This is a genomic window from Lachnospira sp. CLA-JM-H23 (assembly GCF_040096425.1).
GTDB lineage: Bacteria > Bacillota > Clostridia > Lachnospirales > Lachnospiraceae > Lachnospira > Lachnospira rogosae.
Genome location: NZ_JBBMET010000003.1, coordinates 122,507 through 143,084 on the forward strand (window position 1 = coordinate 122,507; position 20,578 = coordinate 143,084).

General features: G+C 32.3%; 15 protein-coding genes, 1 CRISPR repeat array and 1 other annotated feature. Of the genes, 13 read left to right on the plus strand and 2 right to left on the minus strand.

The annotated features are described in order from the left end of the window. Position 1 precedes the first annotated feature (1 nt). The 12 genes from WMO42_RS05170 (at position 2) to WMO42_RS05225 (ending at position 14,305) form a co-directional block, all read left to right on the plus strand. A complete protein-coding gene (locus tag WMO42_RS05170) occupies positions 2 to 403 on the plus strand; it encodes a (deoxy)nucleoside triphosphate pyrophosphohydrolase (protein WP_349191732.1) in 402 nt (133 codons plus the stop codon). Between the two features lie 54 nt (positions 404 to 457). Continuing rightward, complete coding sequence (locus tag WMO42_RS05175) at positions 458 to 631, plus strand: hypothetical protein (protein WP_349191734.1); 174 nt, start codon at positions 458 to 460, stop codon at positions 629 to 631. Positions 632 to 743: 112 nt separating this feature from the next. Then, positions 744 to 1,001, plus strand: a complete 258-nt coding sequence (locus WMO42_RS05180; protein ID WP_349191735.1) for a hypothetical protein — start codon at positions 744 to 746, stop codon at positions 999 to 1,001. A 364-nt stretch (positions 1,002 to 1,365) separates the two neighbouring features. Next, entirely contained in the window at positions 1,366 to 2,064 is a 699-nt protein-coding gene (gene cas6 / locus WMO42_RS05185; RefSeq protein WP_349191736.1) for a CRISPR-associated endoribonuclease Cas6, read from the plus strand. Positions 2,065 to 2,128: 64 nt separating this feature from the next. Next, positions 2,129 to 3,934 carry a hypothetical protein gene (locus WMO42_RS05190; protein ID WP_349191737.1) on the plus strand — a complete coding sequence of 602 codons (1,806 nt, stop codon included), beginning with the start codon at positions 2,129 to 2,131 and terminating at the stop codon, positions 3,932 to 3,934. 1 nt (position 3,935) lies between these two features. Beyond that, on the plus strand, positions 3,936 to 4,907 hold the full coding sequence (locus tag WMO42_RS05195; protein ID WP_349191738.1) for a type I CRISPR-associated protein Cas7: 972 nt from the start codon (positions 3,936 to 3,938) through the stop codon (positions 4,905 to 4,907). A gap of 3 nt (positions 4,908 to 4,910) precedes the next feature. Beyond that, entirely contained in the window at positions 4,911 to 5,672 is a 762-nt protein-coding gene (cas5b, locus tag WMO42_RS05200) for a type I-B CRISPR-associated protein Cas5b (RefSeq protein WP_349191739.1), read from the plus strand. A 115-nt stretch (positions 5,673 to 5,787) separates the two neighbouring features. Beyond that, positions 5,788 to 8,454, plus strand: a complete 2,667-nt coding sequence (cas3, locus tag WMO42_RS05205; RefSeq protein WP_349191740.1) for a CRISPR-associated helicase Cas3' — start codon at positions 5,788 to 5,790, stop codon at positions 8,452 to 8,454. Positions 8,455 to 8,569: 115 nt separating this feature from the next. Next, on the plus strand, positions 8,570 to 9,064 hold the full coding sequence (gene cas4 / locus WMO42_RS05210) for a CRISPR-associated protein Cas4 (RefSeq protein WP_349191741.1): 495 nt from the start codon (positions 8,570 to 8,572) through the stop codon (positions 9,062 to 9,064). A gap of 20 nt (positions 9,065 to 9,084) precedes the next feature. Next, positions 9,085 to 10,083: a type I-B CRISPR-associated endonuclease Cas1b gene (cas1b, locus tag WMO42_RS05215; protein WP_022502225.1), complete on the plus strand. Its 999-nt coding sequence runs from the start codon at positions 9,085 to 9,087 to the stop codon at positions 10,081 to 10,083. Then, positions 10,083 to 10,373: a CRISPR-associated endonuclease Cas2 gene (gene cas2 / locus WMO42_RS05220; RefSeq protein WP_349191742.1), complete on the plus strand. Its 291-nt coding sequence runs from the start codon at positions 10,083 to 10,085 to the stop codon at positions 10,371 to 10,373. Before cas1b ends, cas2 begins: the two co-directional genes overlap by 1 nt. A gap of 185 nt (positions 10,374 to 10,558) precedes the next feature. Beyond that, positions 10,559 to 13,460: a CRISPR direct-repeat array (repeat unit 30 nt; unit sequence GTTGAATAGTAACATTAGATGTATTGAAAT). A 269-nt stretch (positions 13,461 to 13,729) separates the two neighbouring features. After that, on the plus strand, positions 13,730 to 14,305 hold the full coding sequence (locus WMO42_RS05225; protein WP_349191743.1) for a hypothetical protein: 576 nt from the start codon (positions 13,730 to 13,732) through the stop codon (positions 14,303 to 14,305). Between the two features lie 246 nt (positions 14,306 to 14,551). Here WMO42_RS05225 and WMO42_RS05230 read toward each other — a convergent pair whose 3' ends face one another. Further along, a complete protein-coding gene (locus WMO42_RS05230; protein WP_022501612.1) occupies positions 14,552 to 16,333 on the minus strand; it encodes a methyl-accepting chemotaxis protein in 1,782 nt (593 codons plus the stop codon). Between the two features lie 532 nt (positions 16,334 to 16,865). Beyond that, positions 16,866 to 17,117 (plus strand) — a binding site (T-box leader). Positions 17,118 to 17,273: 156 nt separating this feature from the next. On the opposite strand from WMO42_RS05230, the gene WMO42_RS05235 reads away from it, so the two are divergent. Beyond that, a complete protein-coding gene (locus tag WMO42_RS05235; RefSeq protein ID WP_055173946.1) occupies positions 17,274 to 19,010 on the plus strand; it encodes a carbon starvation protein A in 1,737 nt (578 codons plus the stop codon). A gap of 634 nt (positions 19,011 to 19,644) precedes the next feature. Here WMO42_RS05235 and WMO42_RS05240 read toward each other — a convergent pair. After that, entirely contained in the window at positions 19,645 to 20,496 is an 852-nt protein-coding gene (locus WMO42_RS05240) for an AraC family transcriptional regulator (RefSeq protein ID WP_349191744.1), read from the minus strand. Positions 20,497 to 20,578 lie beyond the last annotated feature (82 nt).

Below are 20,578 nucleotides of genomic sequence, written 5' to 3' on the forward strand. Positions count from 1 at the left end.
TATGAAAACAGTTAAAGTAGTTGCAGCAGTAATAAAAGAAGTTAATGATAAGGGGGAGCCTATTATATTCGCAACGCAGCGCGGGTATGGAGAATTCAAGGATGGCTGGGAATTTCCAGGAGGAAAAATAGAGGCAGGAGAGACACCACAGGAAGCATTAAAACGAGAGATTATGGAAGAATTAGATACAAAAGTTAAAATAGGAAATTTAATAGATACAATTGAATATGATTATCCCAATTTTCATCTTTTAATGGATTGTTTTTGGTGTGAGATAGTAAGCGGAGAATTGAAGTTAAAGGAACATGAAAATGCAAAATGGCTGACTAAGGAGCATCTTGATGAGGTTGAATGGCTGCCGGCAGATGTTATTTTGATTGATAAAATAAGAATGGATATGTAGGAGGATTTCACTAATATAATAAGTTTCACTACACGAGTGAAAGCGGGGATATAAGTGGATATTTTATTTAAAAATGATGATTTTGTATTTTCGTACAGAGTTGGCGGTATATTGATACATAATGATAAAATCTCGTTACAGCATCCAAAGAATGATGATTATGCTATTATTGGCGGACACGTTGCAGCTATGGAGATAAGCATGGAAACTCTTAAACGGGAATTTTAAGAAGAGCTTCATACAAAGATAGAGGTAGATAATCTATTGGCAATCGGAAAAATTTATTTTCCATGGGGGAAGACCCTGTCATCAGATATGCTTATATTATAATGTGCATCTGGTGAATGATAATATTCCATTAGATGGAGTGTTTTATGGATATGATGAGCTGGATAATGAAAGAATTGATCTGGATTTCTGTTGGGTTCCACTAGAGGATTTAAAGAAAGGTAATAAAGTATATCCTTTAGAGTTGATACCATATATTCTTGAAACTGCTAAAATAGAGTTACAGGAAAGAATAGGAGCAGTCAAGTTTGAGATAAAATCGATAGGTGTTTACTCAGTAACAGGTAAGACCAGAGTAAATGTTTATTGAACATTAATATTAGATGTATAAATTTTTGCATATTGAAAATGTTTTGCATTATCACTTTAAAAATATTAAATAATAAGTAAATTAATAAATTAAATATATACTATAGAAAATAAAATACACACATAGTATGCTGGGTTTATAAAAATAATACAAAAAAGCGTATTTAAATACAATATATGTTATTGTTTAAATATGATAACTTAATATTTAAGTACATATTTTATATTATATACAAATTTATCATTATTTAACAACATAAATTAGATATTTTTTGAATGTTTTCTAGAAAATATGTTACAATTTTATTTATAGAGGAGAGTTATAATTAATATATAATAACGTTGAAGTGAAAAGAGGTGATACAATGAATATTAAAGTATATGAATTAAAAATTAAATTATATACTCTTAAAGATATACCAGTTGACGATATGTTATCAATAGAATCAGATTACATAGACTCAGCACTGGCATTGAGTGATGAGTGGTTGACATACCACGAGAACACAGGATATAAGATGTATACGTACAATGGCTTATATCCTCTTGAGCGTTCGGGAATATATAAGAAAGACAGCATATATACGATGACAATAAGAACAGTTAAATATGAACTGGCATCTTATATGTCTAAGGTGCTTGCTAATCATTATACAGAAACATTAAAAGGTTTGACAGTTGAGAAAAGAATTATTTCAAAGAGATTTATTGAGGAGATATATACCCTGACACCGGCAATTCAAAAGAATGATATTGGATACTGGAAGGATAATTACTCAGTAGAGCAGTATGAGCAGAGACTTTTTATAAATGCTGTTAAAAAATATAATGCTTTTACTAATAGCAAACTAGATGAAGATTTTGATTTATATACATCAATACAGTTCCTTAATAAGAAGCCGGTGAAGTTTAGGTATAAAGGCATTACACTTCTTGGTGATAAGTTTGACCTTAAGATAGCCGATAATAAAAAGGCTCAGGAATTAGCATATTTTCTGATTGGAACAGGAATTAGCGAAATGAATTCCAGAGGAGCTGGATATTGTGATTATAAATATATATAATTGTGTATAATTTATAGTTATATATTTATATTACAAAATATTAAGATGATGGAGGTGGATATGTTTGTTAAAAGATTGCATTGAAATATTTGCCAGGGAGCTTGAAAAGACCGAAGAACAATTTGGAAATCGGGAAAAATTTATATTAGATAGCTATATTCCGGCAGATGGCGATTATATTGTTGTGCAGAAGGATGGAACGTTAAAGAGCAGGTCATTTAAGCTTGATAAGAAGACAAGAACATTAAACGGTATGATAAGCGGTAGTCAATTAGATGATGATATTAAGTTTTATGATTATCATAGCAGACTGGTAAGTAAGGATAAGCCTCAGGATCCGAAAAAAGCAATACATTCTAATAATTATTTGTCATTTTGGATAAAATGGAACAAGCTGGATAATATGGAATTGGTTATGCAGGCGATTGACAGATATTATGATGTATTAAAAAATCCCAAAGCAAAATATAAGAATATTTATGATGCGAAAATGTATGATTATATAGCTGAAAAGGTAGGCAATGTTGATCAGGAAAAGCTGGAATATTCAAGAAACTGGATAAAACAGAATATATTTAAGCTTAAAGATATGGGGATAGAGTTAACAGGTAAGAATTATCTTAAGATATTTTTTGAAGATGATAAAGAGTTGTATGTCAGGGAAGAACAACGTTATCTTATAACTAAACTTTTTAACAAGAATGATTATAGTACAGAAATTGATGGACAGATACTAGGACCTCCGAATGATAATCTTACATTGAATCCGAAGAAGCCATATATGGAACATAAGACAAGAAAAATAATGGCACCATATTTACTAACTACACAAAATGCGTTAGTCCAAAGAATGTTTTTTGATTATCTTATGAACGAAGCTAATAAAGGTAATACTAATTTGTTTTTTGATAATTCAGTCCTTGATAGCAAGTATAACAAAAGTGGAATTACGGCTTTGAAAAATGGAGAATTTATTGAAGGAGATTTTTCGGGTTTCTTTTTGCAGACTATTGTTGTATGTACCCAAAAGGGGGATATATTAATAGAAATAGAACATCAGGATACTATAGTTGATTATAAGTATAATCTTTATAAGCCATTTGTATATTCTAATGTTTTGGAAGATGATGTTACAGATGAACAATATAGGAAATATGGTAATAAGAAAGAATTACTTGCTGTAATTAATGAAGTATTATTTTCTAAGTGGTTGTCGGGCAATTTCTTTTCGGATGAAGAGCAAATTAAAAAAATAAATATAGATAGTATTTTAAAGAAAAATATATTTTTATCAAGGGATGCTATATTTGCGTGGCTTTATAAGGGGCAGAGTAAAGGTATAGAAAGCATTCTGCACTTAGTGAGTATTAGTATTATTAAGAGTTCAATTACTAACGGTTATATTGGGAAAGCAGTTAAGCAGTTTAATCTGATGAAATCGTTAGATGTGTATTTTGGAGGAAACGATATGAAAGAAGAGAAAGACAGATATATTAATATAAGAAGTAATCTTAGAAGTAAGATTAATCAGGATGGAGATAGTCAGATAGAAAGCGAAAGCGAATATTATTATGCAGTCGGTCAGCTTGTTAGATATTACATTTCATTAAATAAATCAAAAGATAAAAACCATTCGTTAGCAAATCCATTTATTTATGTTGCAAATGAAGGTGTATTAAAAAAGAGATTGGAACAATTATTTAAGAAATATAATTATGCAATTAAAATTAACTATAATAGATACAATAAGCTTTATGCAATGATTATAGCTTATATGACAGAAGGAAAGGTAAATAGTGAAGATATAATAGCTGGATATTTAAGTGATAATCTTATATACGATTCAAAGAAGTCAGAGGAGGAAAATTAATATGAATAAGAGAGTATATGGAGTTATAGGAATTTCTTCAATTATGGCTAATTGGAATGCAGATTTTTCTGGGTATCCAAAGAGTACACAGAATGGAGATGTGTATGGAAGTGATAAAGCTTTAAAGTATCCTATGAAGAAAATGTGGAATGATGAAGGAAAGAAAGTGTTATATATTAAATCTATGACAATTTCTAAGAAAGATGGAACACTTGTGCCAAGAACATTAAGAGATAGATATGAGGAAATATTTAAAGGATTCGATTTAAAAGGGAAAAAGAAAGCCAAAGAGGTACTTATGAATCTTATGTCAGCGGTAGATATTAAGAACTTTGGTGCAACATTTACAGTATCTGATAATAAATTTTCAATAACAGGTGCTGTTCAGTTTGGACAGGGTTTCAACAAATATTCTGATATTAATCCTGAAGTTCAACAAATATTATCACCATTTAGTACTGAAGCAGGTAAAGATAGTAAGAAAAATTCGGAAGAAAGTAAAGACAGCGAGAAAAATGAAGAGGCAAAGAATTCAACATTAGGAACAAAAATTACAAGCGATGAAGCACATTATTTTTATCCATTTGTAATTAACCCACTTGCATATAAGGAACTGGTAAGTCTTGGAGTTACAGACGGATATACAGAGGAAGATTATGAGAACTTTAAAAGAACTGCTTTAGTAAGTGCAACAGCTTATGCAACTAATGCTAAAGAAGGCTGCGAGAATGAATTTGCAATATTTGTAGAGACAGAGATAGATACATATCTTCCTAACTTATCTGAGTACATAAGCTTTGAAAAAGGTGATAAACTTAATACAATAGATATAAGTGGAGTTGCAGAAATACTTAATAATATCGGAGATAGAATAAAGGACGTTGAAGTTTACTTTAATCCACATACAACTAAGATTGTATCTGGAATTAAAGGGGAGAAGCTTTATGATATTATTACACAAAAAGAGGTGTAATGTATGGAGGCTGTTAAATTTACATTAAGTGGCAGAAATGCCTTTTTCAAGAAACCGAAAGTTAATGCCTATTATTATTTTACATATAGCCATATACATAAGGTTGCTTTGTTAGGAATATTTGGTGCAATATTAGGGTATGGTGGATACGCACAGAAAGAATGGAAAAAGGAAAAGAAGGGGCATCCTATAGAAGTTGATTATCCTGAATTCTATGAAAAATTAAGACATATAAAAGTGTCAGTTGTGCCTAAAAATGAACGTGGATATATACCTAAGAAAGTCCAGATATTTAATAATTCAGTAGGTTATGCAAGTGCTGAACAGGGCGGTAATCTTATTATAAAAGAGCAATGGTTAGAGAATCCAGTGTGGGATATATATGTACTGATTGATTGTGAAGAAGCCGAGAAACTGGCTGGATTTTTACAACAAGGAAAGTGCGTTTATTTTCCTTATCTTGGTAAAAACGATCATCCAGCAGATATTACAAATGTAGAAAAAGTTGTTGTTGAGGATACAATATTAAAAGAAACAGTTATATCTAGTATGTTTTTAAAGGAAACAGGCAGTTTAATTATGCCTGATGATGAAGATGATATAGAAGTGTTTAAATATGCTGAAAAATTGCCAGTTGCTCTTAATGGATACACTAACTTATATGAATATGCAGATATTTGTTATACTAATATGTTAGTGGATATAAATAATGACAAGTTATATGACCTTTATAAAACAGAAGGTAAGGTTTTGGAGTTTTACTAATAATTATATTAATGATGTCACATCAGGCAATAGGAATTTATTATAAGTTCATTTTGTCTGATGTGGCATTTTTAATTAATTATGTAAGTGAGAGAAAGGGGAAACATAGACAAGTATGAGTAAAGAATGTGATGGGAAAATGTTGTTTAATATAAAAAGTTTAATGCTGCCGTTAGACAGTATTACGGAATTTGGAGATGAATGTTATGCACATTTATCAGAAGATGAAACTCAAAAAGAAACTTTAACAGAGCACACAAGGCGTTGTCAGAAGTATTGGTTTAATATTGTTGAAGCTAAACATATTGAAACAGTATTTATAAAGTTTGAGCAGTTGTATATGGGGGATATTACCAATGAAGCCAGACATATATTTGAGTTGATGTCGGTTAATGTTGTAACTTTACACGATATTGGAAAGATAAATCCTTTATTTCAAAAGCTGAAAATGAAGAATAGCTGGAAAGTGGAATATGCACCTGAAAGTATATCGAGCAGACATTCTATTGTATCGGCAATTTTTTATCTTGATTATTTTCTGGATATTATTAATACAGCAAAAGGTGATGGAAGAATTAACAGGGATGAGTCTGATGTGCTTAAAGACTTTGCGTATATCTATTCTTATATAATTTCAAGGCATCATAGTGATATGAATAATCTGGAATATTTTTTTAGTGGGTTGACTGGAAAAAATACAGAAGGTGATAATTCAGGAAAAGATGCATATGACTGGTACGAAATGTTTAAACAGGAGTTATACAAAGAGCCGGTTGTAAAGCTTAGAAAACGTGATGAATGGCTTAATAGAATGGCATATCAAAGTAATGAAAAGAATATTTATTTGTATGCGTGGACAAGGCTTTTATATTCTTTATTAGTGGCAGCAGATTATTATGCAACATCTGAATTTATGAATGGATATGAAAATAACGATTATGGAAATGTTAATAATATTGATAACATAATAAATGAATATGAGAATAATGACGTACAGAAAAGTATACGTAATTATGAGAAGAATATTAAAAGATTAGATGAAGAACAGCTTGCTAAAGTTAATAAAGACACGGTTATTGGAAATATTAAGGGGATAAATGTACTGCGGACAGAAATGTTTCTTGAAACAGAATATAATCTGAAAAACAATATAGACAGTAAGATATTCTATCTTGAAGCTCCAACCGGAAGTGGAAAGAGTAATACCGCATTTAATTTAAGTTTTCAATTATTGAAAAAATCGGACTATTGCAAAAAGATTTTTTATGTATATCCGTTTAATACTTTAGTTGAACAGAATATGAATTCTATGGAGAAAATATTTGGACAAAAAGAGGATATTATGTCAAATATAGCTGTAGTAAACTCAATTACTCCATATAAAGTAAAGAATAGTTTAAATATAAATCTATATAAGAATGAGAAATATGCCATAGAAGATTATCAAAAAATATTATTGGATAGACAATTTTTAAATTATCCTATAGTGCTATCAACTCATATTACTTTATTTGATACAATGTTTGGCAGGTCTAGAGGTAGTACATTTGGATTTCATCAGTTATGTCATTCAGTTATTGTTTTAGATGAAATTCAAAGTTACAACAATAACAAATGGGGAGCAATGATAAATTTTCTAAAGGCATATGCACAGTTATTAGATATAAAAATAATTATAATGTCAGCAACTCTGCCTAATCTTGAATTGCTTACCAATAATAATGCCAAAGCTGTCAGATTGATAAATAACAGAGAAAAATATTTTAATCACAGAATGTTTGCCAATAGGGTGAAAGTTAATTATGAACTTCTTAACAGAAAAATAGGAATTGCTGAGTTGGAAGAACACATTTTGCAACATAAAAATAAGAGAATACTTATAGAATTTATAAGAAAATCAAGTGCAGAAGAATTTTATGCATATATAAGTGAAAGTGCAGAATGTCCGGTCAGGTTAATAACAGGCGATAGCAGCATACAGGAACGTAAAGATATAATTGCTGACATTGAAAATATGCAGGAAGTCATTCTTGTTGCAACACAGGTTATTGAAGCAGGTGTAGATATAGATATGGACATAGGATATAAAGATATATCAAGACTTGACAGCGAGGAACAGTTTATAGGACGAATTAATAGGTCGTGCAGGAAAGATGGAGTTGTATATTTCTTTAATATGGACGATGCTAAAGGAATATACAGGCAAGATGTCCGCGTGGATACTGATAATACTTTAATGAATGAGGAAATAAGAGAAGTACTTAATTCTAAAGATTTTTATGATTATTATGAAAAATATGTAATACCAGTTTTAAAAAATGCCCAGGGACAATGTAACGATAATAATATAGATGAATTTATCAGAAAAGAAGTAGGAAAGCTGGATTTTAATAAAGTTGCAGATAAAATGAAACTCATAGATGATAACAGACAGATGTATTCGATATATTTTTCAAGAAATATTATTGATAAAAATAATCCTGAGAATGTTATAGAGGGTAAAAAGATATGGAAAGAGTATAAAGAACTTTTGCAGGATAATCATATGTCTTATCAGGAAAAGACCGTTAAACTACATAATATCAGAAGTAAAATGAATATGTTTATGTATCAGTTTAAAATAGAATTATACAATGAAAATGATAAACCGGTTATTGAACATCTGGAGTGGGATGAGCAGATAGGAGATATTTTTTATATTGAAAATGGCGAAGATTATTATGATGAAAATGGAGTGTTAAATAAAGATTTATTTAGGGATAATGAAGATTTATTCATATAAGGAGGTAGTGAAAAATTAGATTAATATCTGATTTTTTATATGTATGATTTGTGGCTGCATACACTTGACACAAATTCAATAGGCGAAAAAAACGTGCGTAGAAAGGAGGTTTAGTATGCAGGTTAATGGTACATTGATTAATTATTATTTTCATTGCAAAAGACAATGCTACCTGCACGGCAACAGGTTAAATCTGGAAGATAATAGTGAGCAGGTTAAGATAGGAAAAGCAATTCACGAAGAAAAAGCGGCAGATAAAAGTAATTCAGAGATTGCAATAGACAATATAAGGCTTGATAAGCTTACAAGAGAATATCTTACAGAAGTAAAAAAGTCGGATGCAGATGTAGAAGCAGCAAAATGGCAACTATTGTATTATTTAAAAGTATTAAAAAATAAGGGAATAGTAAGAAAAGGAAAACTTGAGTTTGTAGAAAAGAATAAAAGCGATAAGAAAGTTATGATTCTTGAATTAACAGAAGAACTGGAAAATGAACTTGATGGATATGTTAATGAAATACAGGAGTTAATTGCAAGTGATAAGCCACCAGAAATACTTAACAGCAGCATGTGTAAAAAATGTGCATATTATGAATATTGTTATATCTGATGCAATAGGAAAGGCGTGTTATGGGAAGTACAAGATATATAATGTCAATGGGAGAATTAACAAGAAAAGATAATTCATTATGTTTTCGCAAGAATGGCAAGAATGTGTATATTCCAGTAGAAAATACGAAGGAAATATTTTGTTTTAATGAGGTTAGTATTAATACAAAGCTGTTGGACTTTTTGTCACAAAATAATATTATAGTTCATTTCTTTAATTACTATGGAGGATATAGCGGTACATATTATCCGAGAGACCATTATCTTAGTGGAAAGCTTTTGGTAAAGCAGGTTGGTAAATATAACGATGACAGAATGAGTATTGCCAGACCAATAGTAAGGGGTATTGGACTTAATATTTATGAACTTCTTTATCATTATTATAAGCACGATAAAAAAGATGTTAAGGAAACAATAGACTGGATAAAAAGTGATTTTTTAAAATCAGTTGAACAGGCAGAAGATGTGAAGGAGTTGATGGCATATGAGGGTGAAGTGTGGATGCGTTTTTATGATAATTTCAGATATTTTCTGCCAGATGATTTTGTAATGAATAAGAGGGTAAAAAGACCACCGGATAATCCAATTAATGCCTTGATTTCTTTTGGAAATACATTGTTGTATACGAAAACTATTTCAGCAATATATCAGACACATTTAGACCAGAGAATAAGTTTTCTGCATGAGCCGTCTGAAGGAAGATTTTCACTAAGTCTTGATATTAGTGAGGTATTCAAGCCTGTTATTGTCTATAGAACTATATTTGATTTGGTTAATAATAGAAAATTACAGGTTGAAAAGCATTTTGATAAAAATGTTAATTACTGCATTTTAAATGAAGATGGAAGAAAAATATTTGTGCAGGCTTTTGAAGACAGAATGGAAAGTGTATTTACACATCCGGTACTAAAAAGAAAAGTATCGTACAGAACAGCATTAAAGCTGGATTGTTATAAACTAATTAAAAGTATTTTGGAAGGAAAAGATTTTGTTCCATTTTCACTGAAAGAAGGTATGTAATGAAGAAAGAATTGAATTATAATTATGCATTTTTATTTTATGATGTTGGCGAAAAAAGAGTGCCGAAAGTATTTAAGATATGTAAAAAATATTTAGCACATTATCAAAAGTCAGTATTCAGAGGTGATATGACACCATCGAGGTTTATATCACTGAGGGCAGAATTAAAAAAGGTTATAAATGAGGATGAGGATTTTATCTGTATTGTCAAGCTTAAGAATGACAGTGTGTTTGGGGAAGAAGTGTTAGGAAATGGTGGTGAGCCAACAGGAGAAGATTTGATGATATAATAATTAAATAAATTACCATCCGGTTTATTGTGCAGATATTAACAAAGCTCGTAAATATGGGGCTTAAGACAATAATAAAGAAAAATTTTAAATAATTATTGAATTGTCTGGTAAAATTCATGAGAATGTACTAATATAGTGGGTATAGTGGAATTGGCTGTAAAATAGATGGCTTAAAATCGTTGGTTGAATAGTAACATTAGATGTATTGAAATTTCTGAACAAATACTATAACAAAACAGCTTATAAGGTTGAATAGTAACATTAGATGTATTGAAATATGATGAAAATAATAACAATTTGGAATTTAAAGGGTTGAATAGTAACATTAGATGTATTGAAATAGTGTTGGTCTGCCAATTCCACAGACCACTTGCACGTTGAATAGTAACATTAGATGTATTGAAATGTTTTTATGCTGTCTTAATATTCTTTACACTTCTAGTTGAATAGTAACATTAGATGTATTGAAATGGTTTTACTTGCAATCTTATTTTAAGAGTATTAGTTGAATAGTAACATTAGATGTATTGAAATAGGTGTACATCTTTATTAAATGCCGCACCTATTCGTTGAATAGTAACATTAGATGTATTGAAATCCGCAAACATAACAGATGTTGAAGAGTTGATGAGATAGTTGAATAGTAACATTAGATGTATTGAAATATCTTACAAAGATAAGCATTAAGTCCATTGATATAAGTTGAATAGTAACATTAGATGTATTGAAATTACTTCAAATCATTGCAGGCTACAGATGACAACATTGTTGAATAGTAACATTAGATGTATTGAAATATGCATTATGTATAATACGAACATTATCCATACCGTTGAATAGTAACATTAGATGTATTGAAATATAAGCTCTGTAGGTTTTTCAGCCTGGTGAATTTTAGTTGAATAGTAACATTAGATGTATTGAAATTATTATCTGATAATGAAGAATTACAACGTATGACCGTTGAATAGTAACATTAGATGTATTGAAATTAAAGCAAGCTCTCTCGGATATAATGGTAACATCGTTGAATAGTAACATTAGATGTATTGAAATGCACAAAGATACAGACGACATTGCAGACGATCCAGTTGAATAGTAACATTAGATGTATTGAAATATGAACGTGTCAACAAGTATCATCCGATTCACTTTGTTGAATAGTAACATTAGATGTATTGAAATGTACTTGAAATGACAGTAACAGCAGTTCCTAACAGTTGAATAGTAACATTAGATGTATTGAAATGAAATGTATAACTGGTTTTTAGTTTACGCAATTCCGTTGAATAGTAACATTAGATGTATTGAAATGTTATAGAATTCTTAATAATACTAAAAGAATAAACTGTTGAATAGTAACATTAGATGTATTGAAATAGGGGATTATAACACGAAAGCGGCAAGAAAGGAAAGTTGAATAGTAACATTAGATGTATTGAAATTATCCTTGTACATGTAGCGGACTCTCTCATATTCGGTTGAATAGTAACATTAGATGTATTGAAATCAGAATATTAGTGCTAAAGATATAACTTGTAATAAGTTGAATAGTAACATTAGATGTATTGAAATGGAATTTACGTTGTAAATACTACAACAGGAACATCGTTGAATAGTAACATTAGATGTATTGAAATTTAGTATGCTCACATCTTTCTGGGTTCTCCCCTGGTGTTGAATAGTAACATTAGATGTATTGAAATAGTATTAACCAAACAGCAGAACAAATAAAAACAGAAGTTGAATAGTAACATTAGATGTATTGAAATCTCGTAAAAGGTGTGTAATCTTTACCTAATAACATTGTTGAATAGTAACATTAGATGTATTGAAATTAATCTACCTCCTAGCCAAGTGATGGAAGACCTGTGGTTGAATAGTAACATTAGATGTATTGAAATAGTACAATGACGGCATTATATTTGAATATAAGCTTGTTGAATAGTAACATTAGATGTATTGAAATTTGCTTTAATTATCTATCTGATTAAGACAGGACAGAGTTGAATAGTAACATTAGATGTATTGAAATTATCGACTCGCTTACTTTTAATCGTATAACATCAAGTTGAATAGTAACATTAGATGTATTGAAATATTTTTAAGCGGTAATTTTAAGCTGATTAATGTTTGTTGAATAGTAACATTAGATGTATTGAAATTCGTACAAATTTGTTTTACCAACGTCATTGTACCCGTTGAATAGTAACATTAGATGTATTGAAATTATTCTAACGTACTCACATAACTCATTTTTTACACCTGTTGAATAGTAACATTAGATGTATTGAAATAAAAGTATCTCCAACGATAGCAGAATTAGAAGCTATAGTTGAATAGTAACATTAGATGTATTGAAATCTGATTGGTGCAAAATGCTGGCGTTATCTATATCAAAGTTGAATAGTAACATTAGATGTATTGAAATTACAAATCTTGTGTGTAAGTATTGTAATACCAATCTTGTTGAATAGTAACATTAGATGTATTGAAATTCTCTTAATTTAACCTGTGTTTCTGTGTATGTGCAGTTGAATAGTAACATTAGATGTATTGAAATCGTTATGGAAGTAGGGGAGAAAGGTGCAAGGCACGTTGAATAGTAACATTAGATGTATTGAAATGTATTTACGCGAGTTTTAGGGTTATACACATTAAGTTGAATAGTAACATTAGATGTATTGAAATGCTGGAGTATCATATGCTCTAAATGCTGCTGTAATAGTTGAATAGTAACATTAGATGTATTGAAATCCTCTACGTCCTTGTTTAAGGACGGCGGTAATCTGGTTGAATAGTAACATTAGATGTATTGAAATATAAAGAACTCTGGCTGTACGCTTACCCCCATATCCGTTGAATAGTAACATTAGATGTATTGAAATCTTATGGCAGCAGTATGGGAGATAGCAACAAGCGAAGGTTGAATAGTAACATTAGATGTATTGAAATTCATCGACAGTACCACTTGCACTTACCTGCTGAGTTGAATAGTAACATTAGATGTATTGAAATTTGCAAATCAGCCATATTGCAACTATGCAAGCAACTGTTGAATAGTAACATTAGATGTATTGAAATCAGCTTATGGTAGATGTTGTTGTCATATAAAGAATGGATATATCATTAATACAGATACTGGAAGTTATTATTTCGAGGCAGATGCGGAAGTAGACGATTCTGTTCCACCTACTGATGATAACAATGGTAGTACCGGTGGTAACAATAATCAGACAACAACTGATGGAAACAAAGGCAACAATGAAGGAACTAAGTTATCATCTGATAAGATACAGGAAGCTGTAGCAGCAATTACTACTGCCAAGGCTGGAGATACTTATACAGTTGATATGTCAGATGCAACAGTTGCACCAAAGGATGTGTTAGAAGCAGCCAAGGGTAAGGATGTTGATATTGTTCTTGATATGAATGGTTATAAATGGACTATCAACGGAAATAATATTCAGGCTGATAATCTTAAGGATATTAACCTTGCGGTAGATACAGACTCTGATGCAATACCAGATGATGTTATATCGGAGCTTGCTGGCAATAACCCAGTTAAGCAGATTTCACTTGCATATAGTGGAGATTTTGGATTCAAGGCAAGTCTTACATACAATATAGGAAGTGAATATGCTGGCAAATATGGCAATCTCTATTATTATGACAGCACAGGCAGAATGATATTCCAGAATGCAGGTGCAATAGATGCAGATGGTAACATATCTCTTAACTTTAGTCACGCATCTGAATATGCAGTTGTAATAGCAGATTATGCTGTAACAACAGATAATGCTGATAATACAGCAACAGGCGGCATAGCAACAGGAGACAGCACACCTATAGCATTGTATGCTGTTCTGTGTGTGATGGCAATTGCATTAGCAGGTATTGCTGCTGTAACAAGAAAGAAGAATGTATAAAGTAAAGAGGTTATTTATCTTATTGTTATAATCAGACAAATGGCAGATAGTATCTAAAGTCATTGATGAGGATAATAAGATTAGTAATAAGTAGAAACTAAAGATAATTAATCATACCCGGCTTCATATTGTTGTGGAGCCGGGTATATCTGTATATTAAGGATAAATATAAAAGAATAAAGCAGAGGAATGAAATAGGTGTGGAAACAAACATTTCCACACCCATAATTCCTGCTATATATAAAATTAATCAATAACAAAGTTATTAACATTCTTACGAAGTTCAGCAGCAGAGGCTTCTGCGGTTTTAGCTCCATTCATAACAGCTTCTGAGCCTTTTACGATTACGATTGTCTTCTGGGCTATGTTGGTTGTTCCAGTTGCACTGTCATTAGAAGCGGAAGTGATTCCATCTATCGCCTGAGTGATATTGCTTATAGATGCAACAAGCTCTTCTGATGTTGCACTGAAATCAGATACAAGATCGTTAATGTTGGAAGCATCCATATTATAGTCATCAGCCATCTTTTCAAATCCGTTAAGACATTCAACAATATCAGTATCAACGAAATCAAGCAGGCGGTTAGAATCGCTTGTCAGGTTGCCTACAGCTTTGTTTACATTTTCTGTAACAGCCTGAATGTTGGCTACAGCATCTTTAGACTGTTCAGCTAATACACGTATTTCCTCTGCAACAACCGCAAAGCCTTTACCAGCCTCACCAGCTCTTGCAGCTTCAATAGAAGCGTTAAGGGCAAGCAGATTGGTCTGTGCAGTAATATTCAGGATAGAGTCGGCAAGCACACCAATCTGGTCAACTACTTTGGCATCTTCAAGAGCCTGCTCAAGATTTACTCTGATGTCAGCCATCATCTGTTTAACTTTCTGACGGTTTTCTACAGTATCATCCTTAGTCTTTACAGCACGTTTATGGATGTCCTGGGATTCAGTTGCACCATCCTGTGCTCTTATGGCAATTTCCCTTGCAGCTTCTTCAATCTGCTGTGTCATTCCGTTAATCTGTTCAGCAGAGGCGGCAGTTTCCTCTGAACTTGCAGCAAGCTCTTCTGTTGTTGCAGATACGTCTTCAATTTCTGCATTAAGATTGTATACATTAGTGTCGATAGTTTCTACAACCTTATCAATATTGGCAGCCTCGTTTTTTACCTGAGCTAACAGGCTTCGTACAGATTCGCGCATAGTTTCAAGTGCATTGGCTAGCTGTCCGAAATCATCCTTACGCTTAAGCATAGGCTGTTGCATTTTTGTGGCAAAATTACCACCGGCAATTACTTCGAATTGTTCTTTTATTTTTCTTAATGATTTAGTAATATCAATTGCGATGAGAGCAACGAGTATAGCAACAACAATAAGCATACATACGCTGCATAAAATAAGCGAAATAGCTTTGCTTGAAGCATAGCTGGTGAATTCCTCATCCTGCTGTGCAATAGCAGTGTCTATGTAATCAGTATAGTTGCCAGTACCAACAACCCAGTCAAAAGGTTTGAAGTATTCGCTGTAAGAACGCTTTGGTGAAGGTTCTGTTTCTCCCTCCTTAGGAAATACATAATCTGTATAACCACCACCATCCTGGACTGCAACACGTATTATTTCCTTGACCATCTGGTAGCCATCAGCATCTTTAGTATTCATACGATTAGTACCCTCAGTTGAACTTCCAAGCAGAACAATATTCTTGCCATCGGACTGGTCAACCCAGAAATATCCAGCTTCGCCATAACGCATCTGACGGATTTCATCAGCGGCTATTTTCTTAGCTTCATCAAGAGTATATTTACCAGACTTATACTCATTATTGATTTCCGATAACAGGGAGATGACAACACCAACCTGCTCTTTAATTGAATCATCATAATTTTGTCTTGATGATGTGTCCATAGTTTCAAGTGCCTTGTCTTTTAACTGGTTCATATTCTTAATAGAAATAAAACTTTCAGAAGTTACAAGGACAATTACTAAAGCCAGAATTATAGTAAGCTTTGTTCGAACCTTAATATTTTTCATTGGAATCACGCTCCTTAAATTAGATTAATTTGTGAAAAATTATATATCTCCACGCATCTTTATCTAATAATTATAATGTTATAAAAGAATTGTGTCAATAAAACCAGCTGTAAATATTAAAAAAATCTTAAATTTTCATATACTTATATATGTATATAATTATAAAGTTTGTAATTTATTAATATATAAAATAAATATATACCATACCAAAATGATATATAATATACATCAGAGTGATTATAAAAAAATCAAATATTCCTTTTATTCACAACTATCACAAGAGCAAAGGTTTTGCTGCTGGCTGTTCAAGAGAGGTTATTTAAAATAGAGCAGATATGCCCGGCTTGAGTGTTGATGACCTTATACAGCAGACAATAGATGCTTTAAAGACATTCAGAACATAATAAATGTTACAGTAAAGATATAGTAGAAATGTAGTCAAATTAAAAATACATTAAAAATACAAAAAAATAATTAAATTTTTTATTGACAAATTAAAATGAAGAGATTATCTTATTACTTAATTCAATAGTCAAATGCGAAGAACAGGAAATGATTTATTTATATCACCGCCTACAGAGAGCCGTTGGTTGATGAGAAACGGCAGCAAGGAATAGATAAGCCCTCACCTGCAAGCAGTTCTGGTGAAAGATATTAATTTAGTAGTCAGAACCGGTACCCATCGTTAACAGGGCATGCCATATGTGTGGCAGTAGAGAGGTCGGATTTATCCGGCAAGCAAAGTGGTAACGCGGAAGTAATGTAATTTACCTTCGTCTTTGTACGATATCGTTAAGATATGTGCAGAGGCGAAGGTTTTTTGCATTATGGAATTAGTTATTTTTAATTTCCGTTTTTCTGCGTTCATTGTATTTGGCTAGTGAAATAGGCTGGGAATATTTATTTGCTCAGCTAATATTATATATAGGAGAGTGACATTATGAACACTTTAGTAATCGTTTTAATCGCGGCTGTTATATTATTTGGTGCCTATATGGTATATGGCCGTTGGTTAGCAAACAAGTGGGGTATAGACCCTAAGGCAGAAACACCTGCCGTAAAGTACAATGATGGAAAAGATTATGTTCCAACCAAAGGATGGACTGTATTTAGTCATCAGTTCTCATCAATCGCTGGTGCAGGTCCTGTAACAGGTGCTATTCAGGCAGCAGCATTTGGATGGTTACCAGTATTACTCTGGATTCTTATCGGTGGTGTATTCTTTGGTGCTGTAACAGACTTCGGTGCTTTATATGCCTCAGTTAAGAACGAAGGTAAGTCAATGGGTATGATCATTGAGAAATATATCGGTAAGTTTGGACGTAAGATTTTCTTACTTTTCTGCTGGTTATTTACACTTATCGTTATTGCAGCATTTGCTGATATGGTTGCAGGTACATTTAATGCATATACAGTAGTTGATGGAGCATCACAGTTAGCACCAGCAGCTTCAACTAATGGTTCTGCTGGTACAGTATCAATTATGTTTATGGTATTCGCAGTAGTATTTGGTCTTATCCAGAAGAAGTTTAATCTTTCAGGCTGGAAAGAAGCAGTAGTTGGTATTGCATTTATTGTTGCTTCATTTGTAATTGGTAACTTCTGTCCAATTATCTTAGGTAAGAATGCATGGAGCTATATCACATTCGTATATATCTTCTTTGCAGCAGTTATGCCAATGTGGCTTATGAAGCAGCCAAGAGATTATATGACAACATTTATGTTTATCGCTATGATAGTTGGAGCAGCACTTGGTCTTGTAGTTGCCCATCCATCTATGAACCTTCCTGTATACACAGGATTTAACAATGCAAAGCTTGGAACAATGTTCCCTATCCTTTTTGTAACAGTTGCCTGTGGTGCTGTTTCAGGTTTCCACAGCCTTGTTTCATCTGGTACATCTTCTAAGACAGTAGAGAATGAGAAGGATATGCTTAAGGTTGGTTATGGTGCTATGGTACTTGAAAGCTTACTTGCAGTTCTTGCTCTTTGTGTAGCAGGTGCAGCCGCAGCCGCTGATGGTACAGCAGCAACAGGTACTCCATTCCAGATATTCAGCCGTGGTGTAGCTGGTTTCTTTGAAATGTTTGGTGTTCCAGTACATTTCGCAACAGTATTTATGACAATGTGTGTATCAGCACTTGCCCTTACATCACTTGATGCAGTTGCACGTATCGGACGTATGAGCTTCCAGGAGCTTTTCAGCGTAGATGATATGGAACATGCAGAAGGCTGGAGAAAGTTACTTTGCAATACATATTTCTCAACAATCGTAACACTTCTTTGTGGTTTCGTACTTACAAAGATTGGATATGCTAACATCTGGCCATTATTTGGTTCAGCTAACCAGTTATTAAGTGCACTTGTTCTTATAACACTCTGCGTATTCTTAAAGGTTACAGGACGCAGCAACAAGATGCTCTTCCCACCTCTTATCATTATGCTTTGTGTAACATTTACAGCACTTGTACAGAGACTTATCGCTATGGTTAAGGCTATCCAGAACGCAGCATCAGTTACAATCCCAGCAGGTACTACTACATGGGGTAAGGTGTTCATAGCAAATGGACTTCAGCTTATAATAGCAATTCTTCTTATCGTACTTGGTCTTATCATTGTAGTTAACTCAGCTAAGAGCTATGCAAAGAGTGAGAAGAACTCAGAGAAGGCTGCTTAAGCAGGTTGATGTGTTATAATGTAGATGTATTGGAAAGTGATAGATTTTAACTTCTGATTAATACATTATAATATAGAAGAAATAATTTAATTTAAAGAAAATTACTATAATTATAGAAGTGTTATAAATGAATATTATAGTTGAAATTTAATTAAAAATAGCTGGTATCTTATATAAGATGTGACAGTTTACAAAGTCAGGTTACAGATTGGACGATGTGGATAGTTACATTTATAAGATATCAGCTATTTTAAATTTATTTAATGATACCAAGGTTAAAAGGTCTAATATGAGCATAGTTCATAGTTCTTACAGTCATTTTATAATTTGTAAAATTTGATATTTGGTGTTAATATAGAATTCGGGTGCTGCCATAACGGTAGGCGGTTTAGTCTTGAACCTCTTCAGAAGGGAGGTGATAGACATGGTTACATATTCAGATTTATTTAACTATACTTTAGTTATTTGTGCGATAGTTTCTATATGCATTTCTGTGTATAAATCAAAAAAATAACCGCCCCAGTCTGGTCAACTAAGCGGTTATTTTTTAATCATTATTGAAAAGACTAAGCCGTCTATCGGTAGCATCTTTTATAATATTATATTACTCTATTTCTATTTTTATGTCAAATTATTACGTTAAATTCCCAGAATTAGAATTTCTTTTTATCTGTGTCGGTGTGATACCATAATGCTTCTTAAGCAGTGCACTAAGGTAGCTTGCATTAGATATGCCGACTTTGTTTGCAACCTCACTTATAGATATTTCCCCGATTTCTAAAAGAATCTTTGCGTGTTGTAATCGGACTGCTGTTATATATTCAGTATATGATGAACCAGTTACAGCTTTGAAAAGTCTTGAAAAATGTGATGGAGAAAGACAGGCAAAGTCTGCCACATTCTGCAGGCTGGCACCATATTCAAGATTATTTTCAGCATATATCATAGCCTTCTGAATTCTGTCATCGAATCTTTTCAGATATAAAGTATTGTTATCTGAGTCACTAGAAATGTGATGCTCATATACATAGAAGAATAGTTTATAAAACATTCCCTGAAGAAGCAGTTGTGAGTGGTCAGAATTCCGTTCGTATTCGTATAACATTTCATCACACATTTTTTGTATTTCATCCTGTGAAGCTTTGGTAAAATGTAGATAATTGCGACAAAGAATATCTAATTGAGTATGTCCGATTATTTGAATAATAGGTTCAAATACTTCTGTACGAACTTTTATTACATATCTGTCATAAGTAACATCCGATATAGGACAGTTCCTGTGATAAACCTCAGGCTTAGCAATCCCAAAATCGCCAGCGTGGCATACACGTATGTTATCAGTTGCAATCCATCTTCGATCACCTGATACCATATAACCGATGGTGTAGTGGTCATGTGCTGCCTGCATTGCTGGCATTGCGTAGCTTGCTTCTTTTATTTTGTGGTCTATATAAATATTTTCTCCGGGTTTAAGTGGAAGAGGCATAGTAATCTCCATTCTTGAGTGGTTTAACCAAGTTATAATTTACATAGCATAATTTTATAAATTATACGTCATAAAAGCAATA

Bases quoted from the DNA above. Each gene is read 5' to 3' on its own strand.
- WMO42_RS05170 (WP_349191732.1), top strand. From the start codon at position 2: ATGAAAACAGTTAAAGTAGTTGCAGCAGTAATAAAAGAAGTTAATGAT.
- cas6 (WP_349191736.1), top strand. From the start codon at position 1,366: ATGAATATTAAAGTATATGAATTAAAAATTAAATTATATACTCTTAAA.
- WMO42_RS05195 (WP_349191738.1), top strand. From the start codon at position 3,936: ATGAATAAGAGAGTATATGGAGTTATAGGAATTTCTTCAATTATGGCT.
- cas5b (WP_349191739.1), top strand. From the start codon at position 4,911: ATGGAGGCTGTTAAATTTACATTAAGTGGCAGAAATGCCTTTTTCAAG.
- cas3 (WP_349191740.1), top strand. From the start codon at position 5,788: ATGAGTAAAGAATGTGATGGGAAAATGTTGTTTAATATAAAAAGTTTA.
- cas4 (WP_349191741.1), top strand. From the start codon at position 8,570: ATGCAGGTTAATGGTACATTGATTAATTATTATTTTCATTGCAAAAGA.
- cas1b (WP_022502225.1), top strand. From the start codon at position 9,085: ATGGGAAGTACAAGATATATAATGTCAATGGGAGAATTAACAAGAAAA.
- cas2 (WP_349191742.1), top strand. From the start codon at position 10,083: ATGAAGAAAGAATTGAATTATAATTATGCATTTTTATTTTATGATGTT.
- WMO42_RS05225 (WP_349191743.1), top strand. From the start codon at position 13,730: ATGTCAGATGCAACAGTTGCACCAAAGGATGTGTTAGAAGCAGCCAAG.
- WMO42_RS05230 (WP_022501612.1), bottom strand. From the start codon at position 16,333: ATGAAAAATATTAAGGTTCGAACAAAGCTTACTATAATTCTGGCTTTA.
- WMO42_RS05235 (WP_055173946.1), top strand. From the start codon at position 17,274: ATGAACACTTTAGTAATCGTTTTAATCGCGGCTGTTATATTATTTGGT.
- WMO42_RS05240 (WP_349191744.1), bottom strand. From the start codon at position 20,496: ATGCCTCTTCCACTTAAACCCGGAGAAAATATTTATATAGACCACAAA.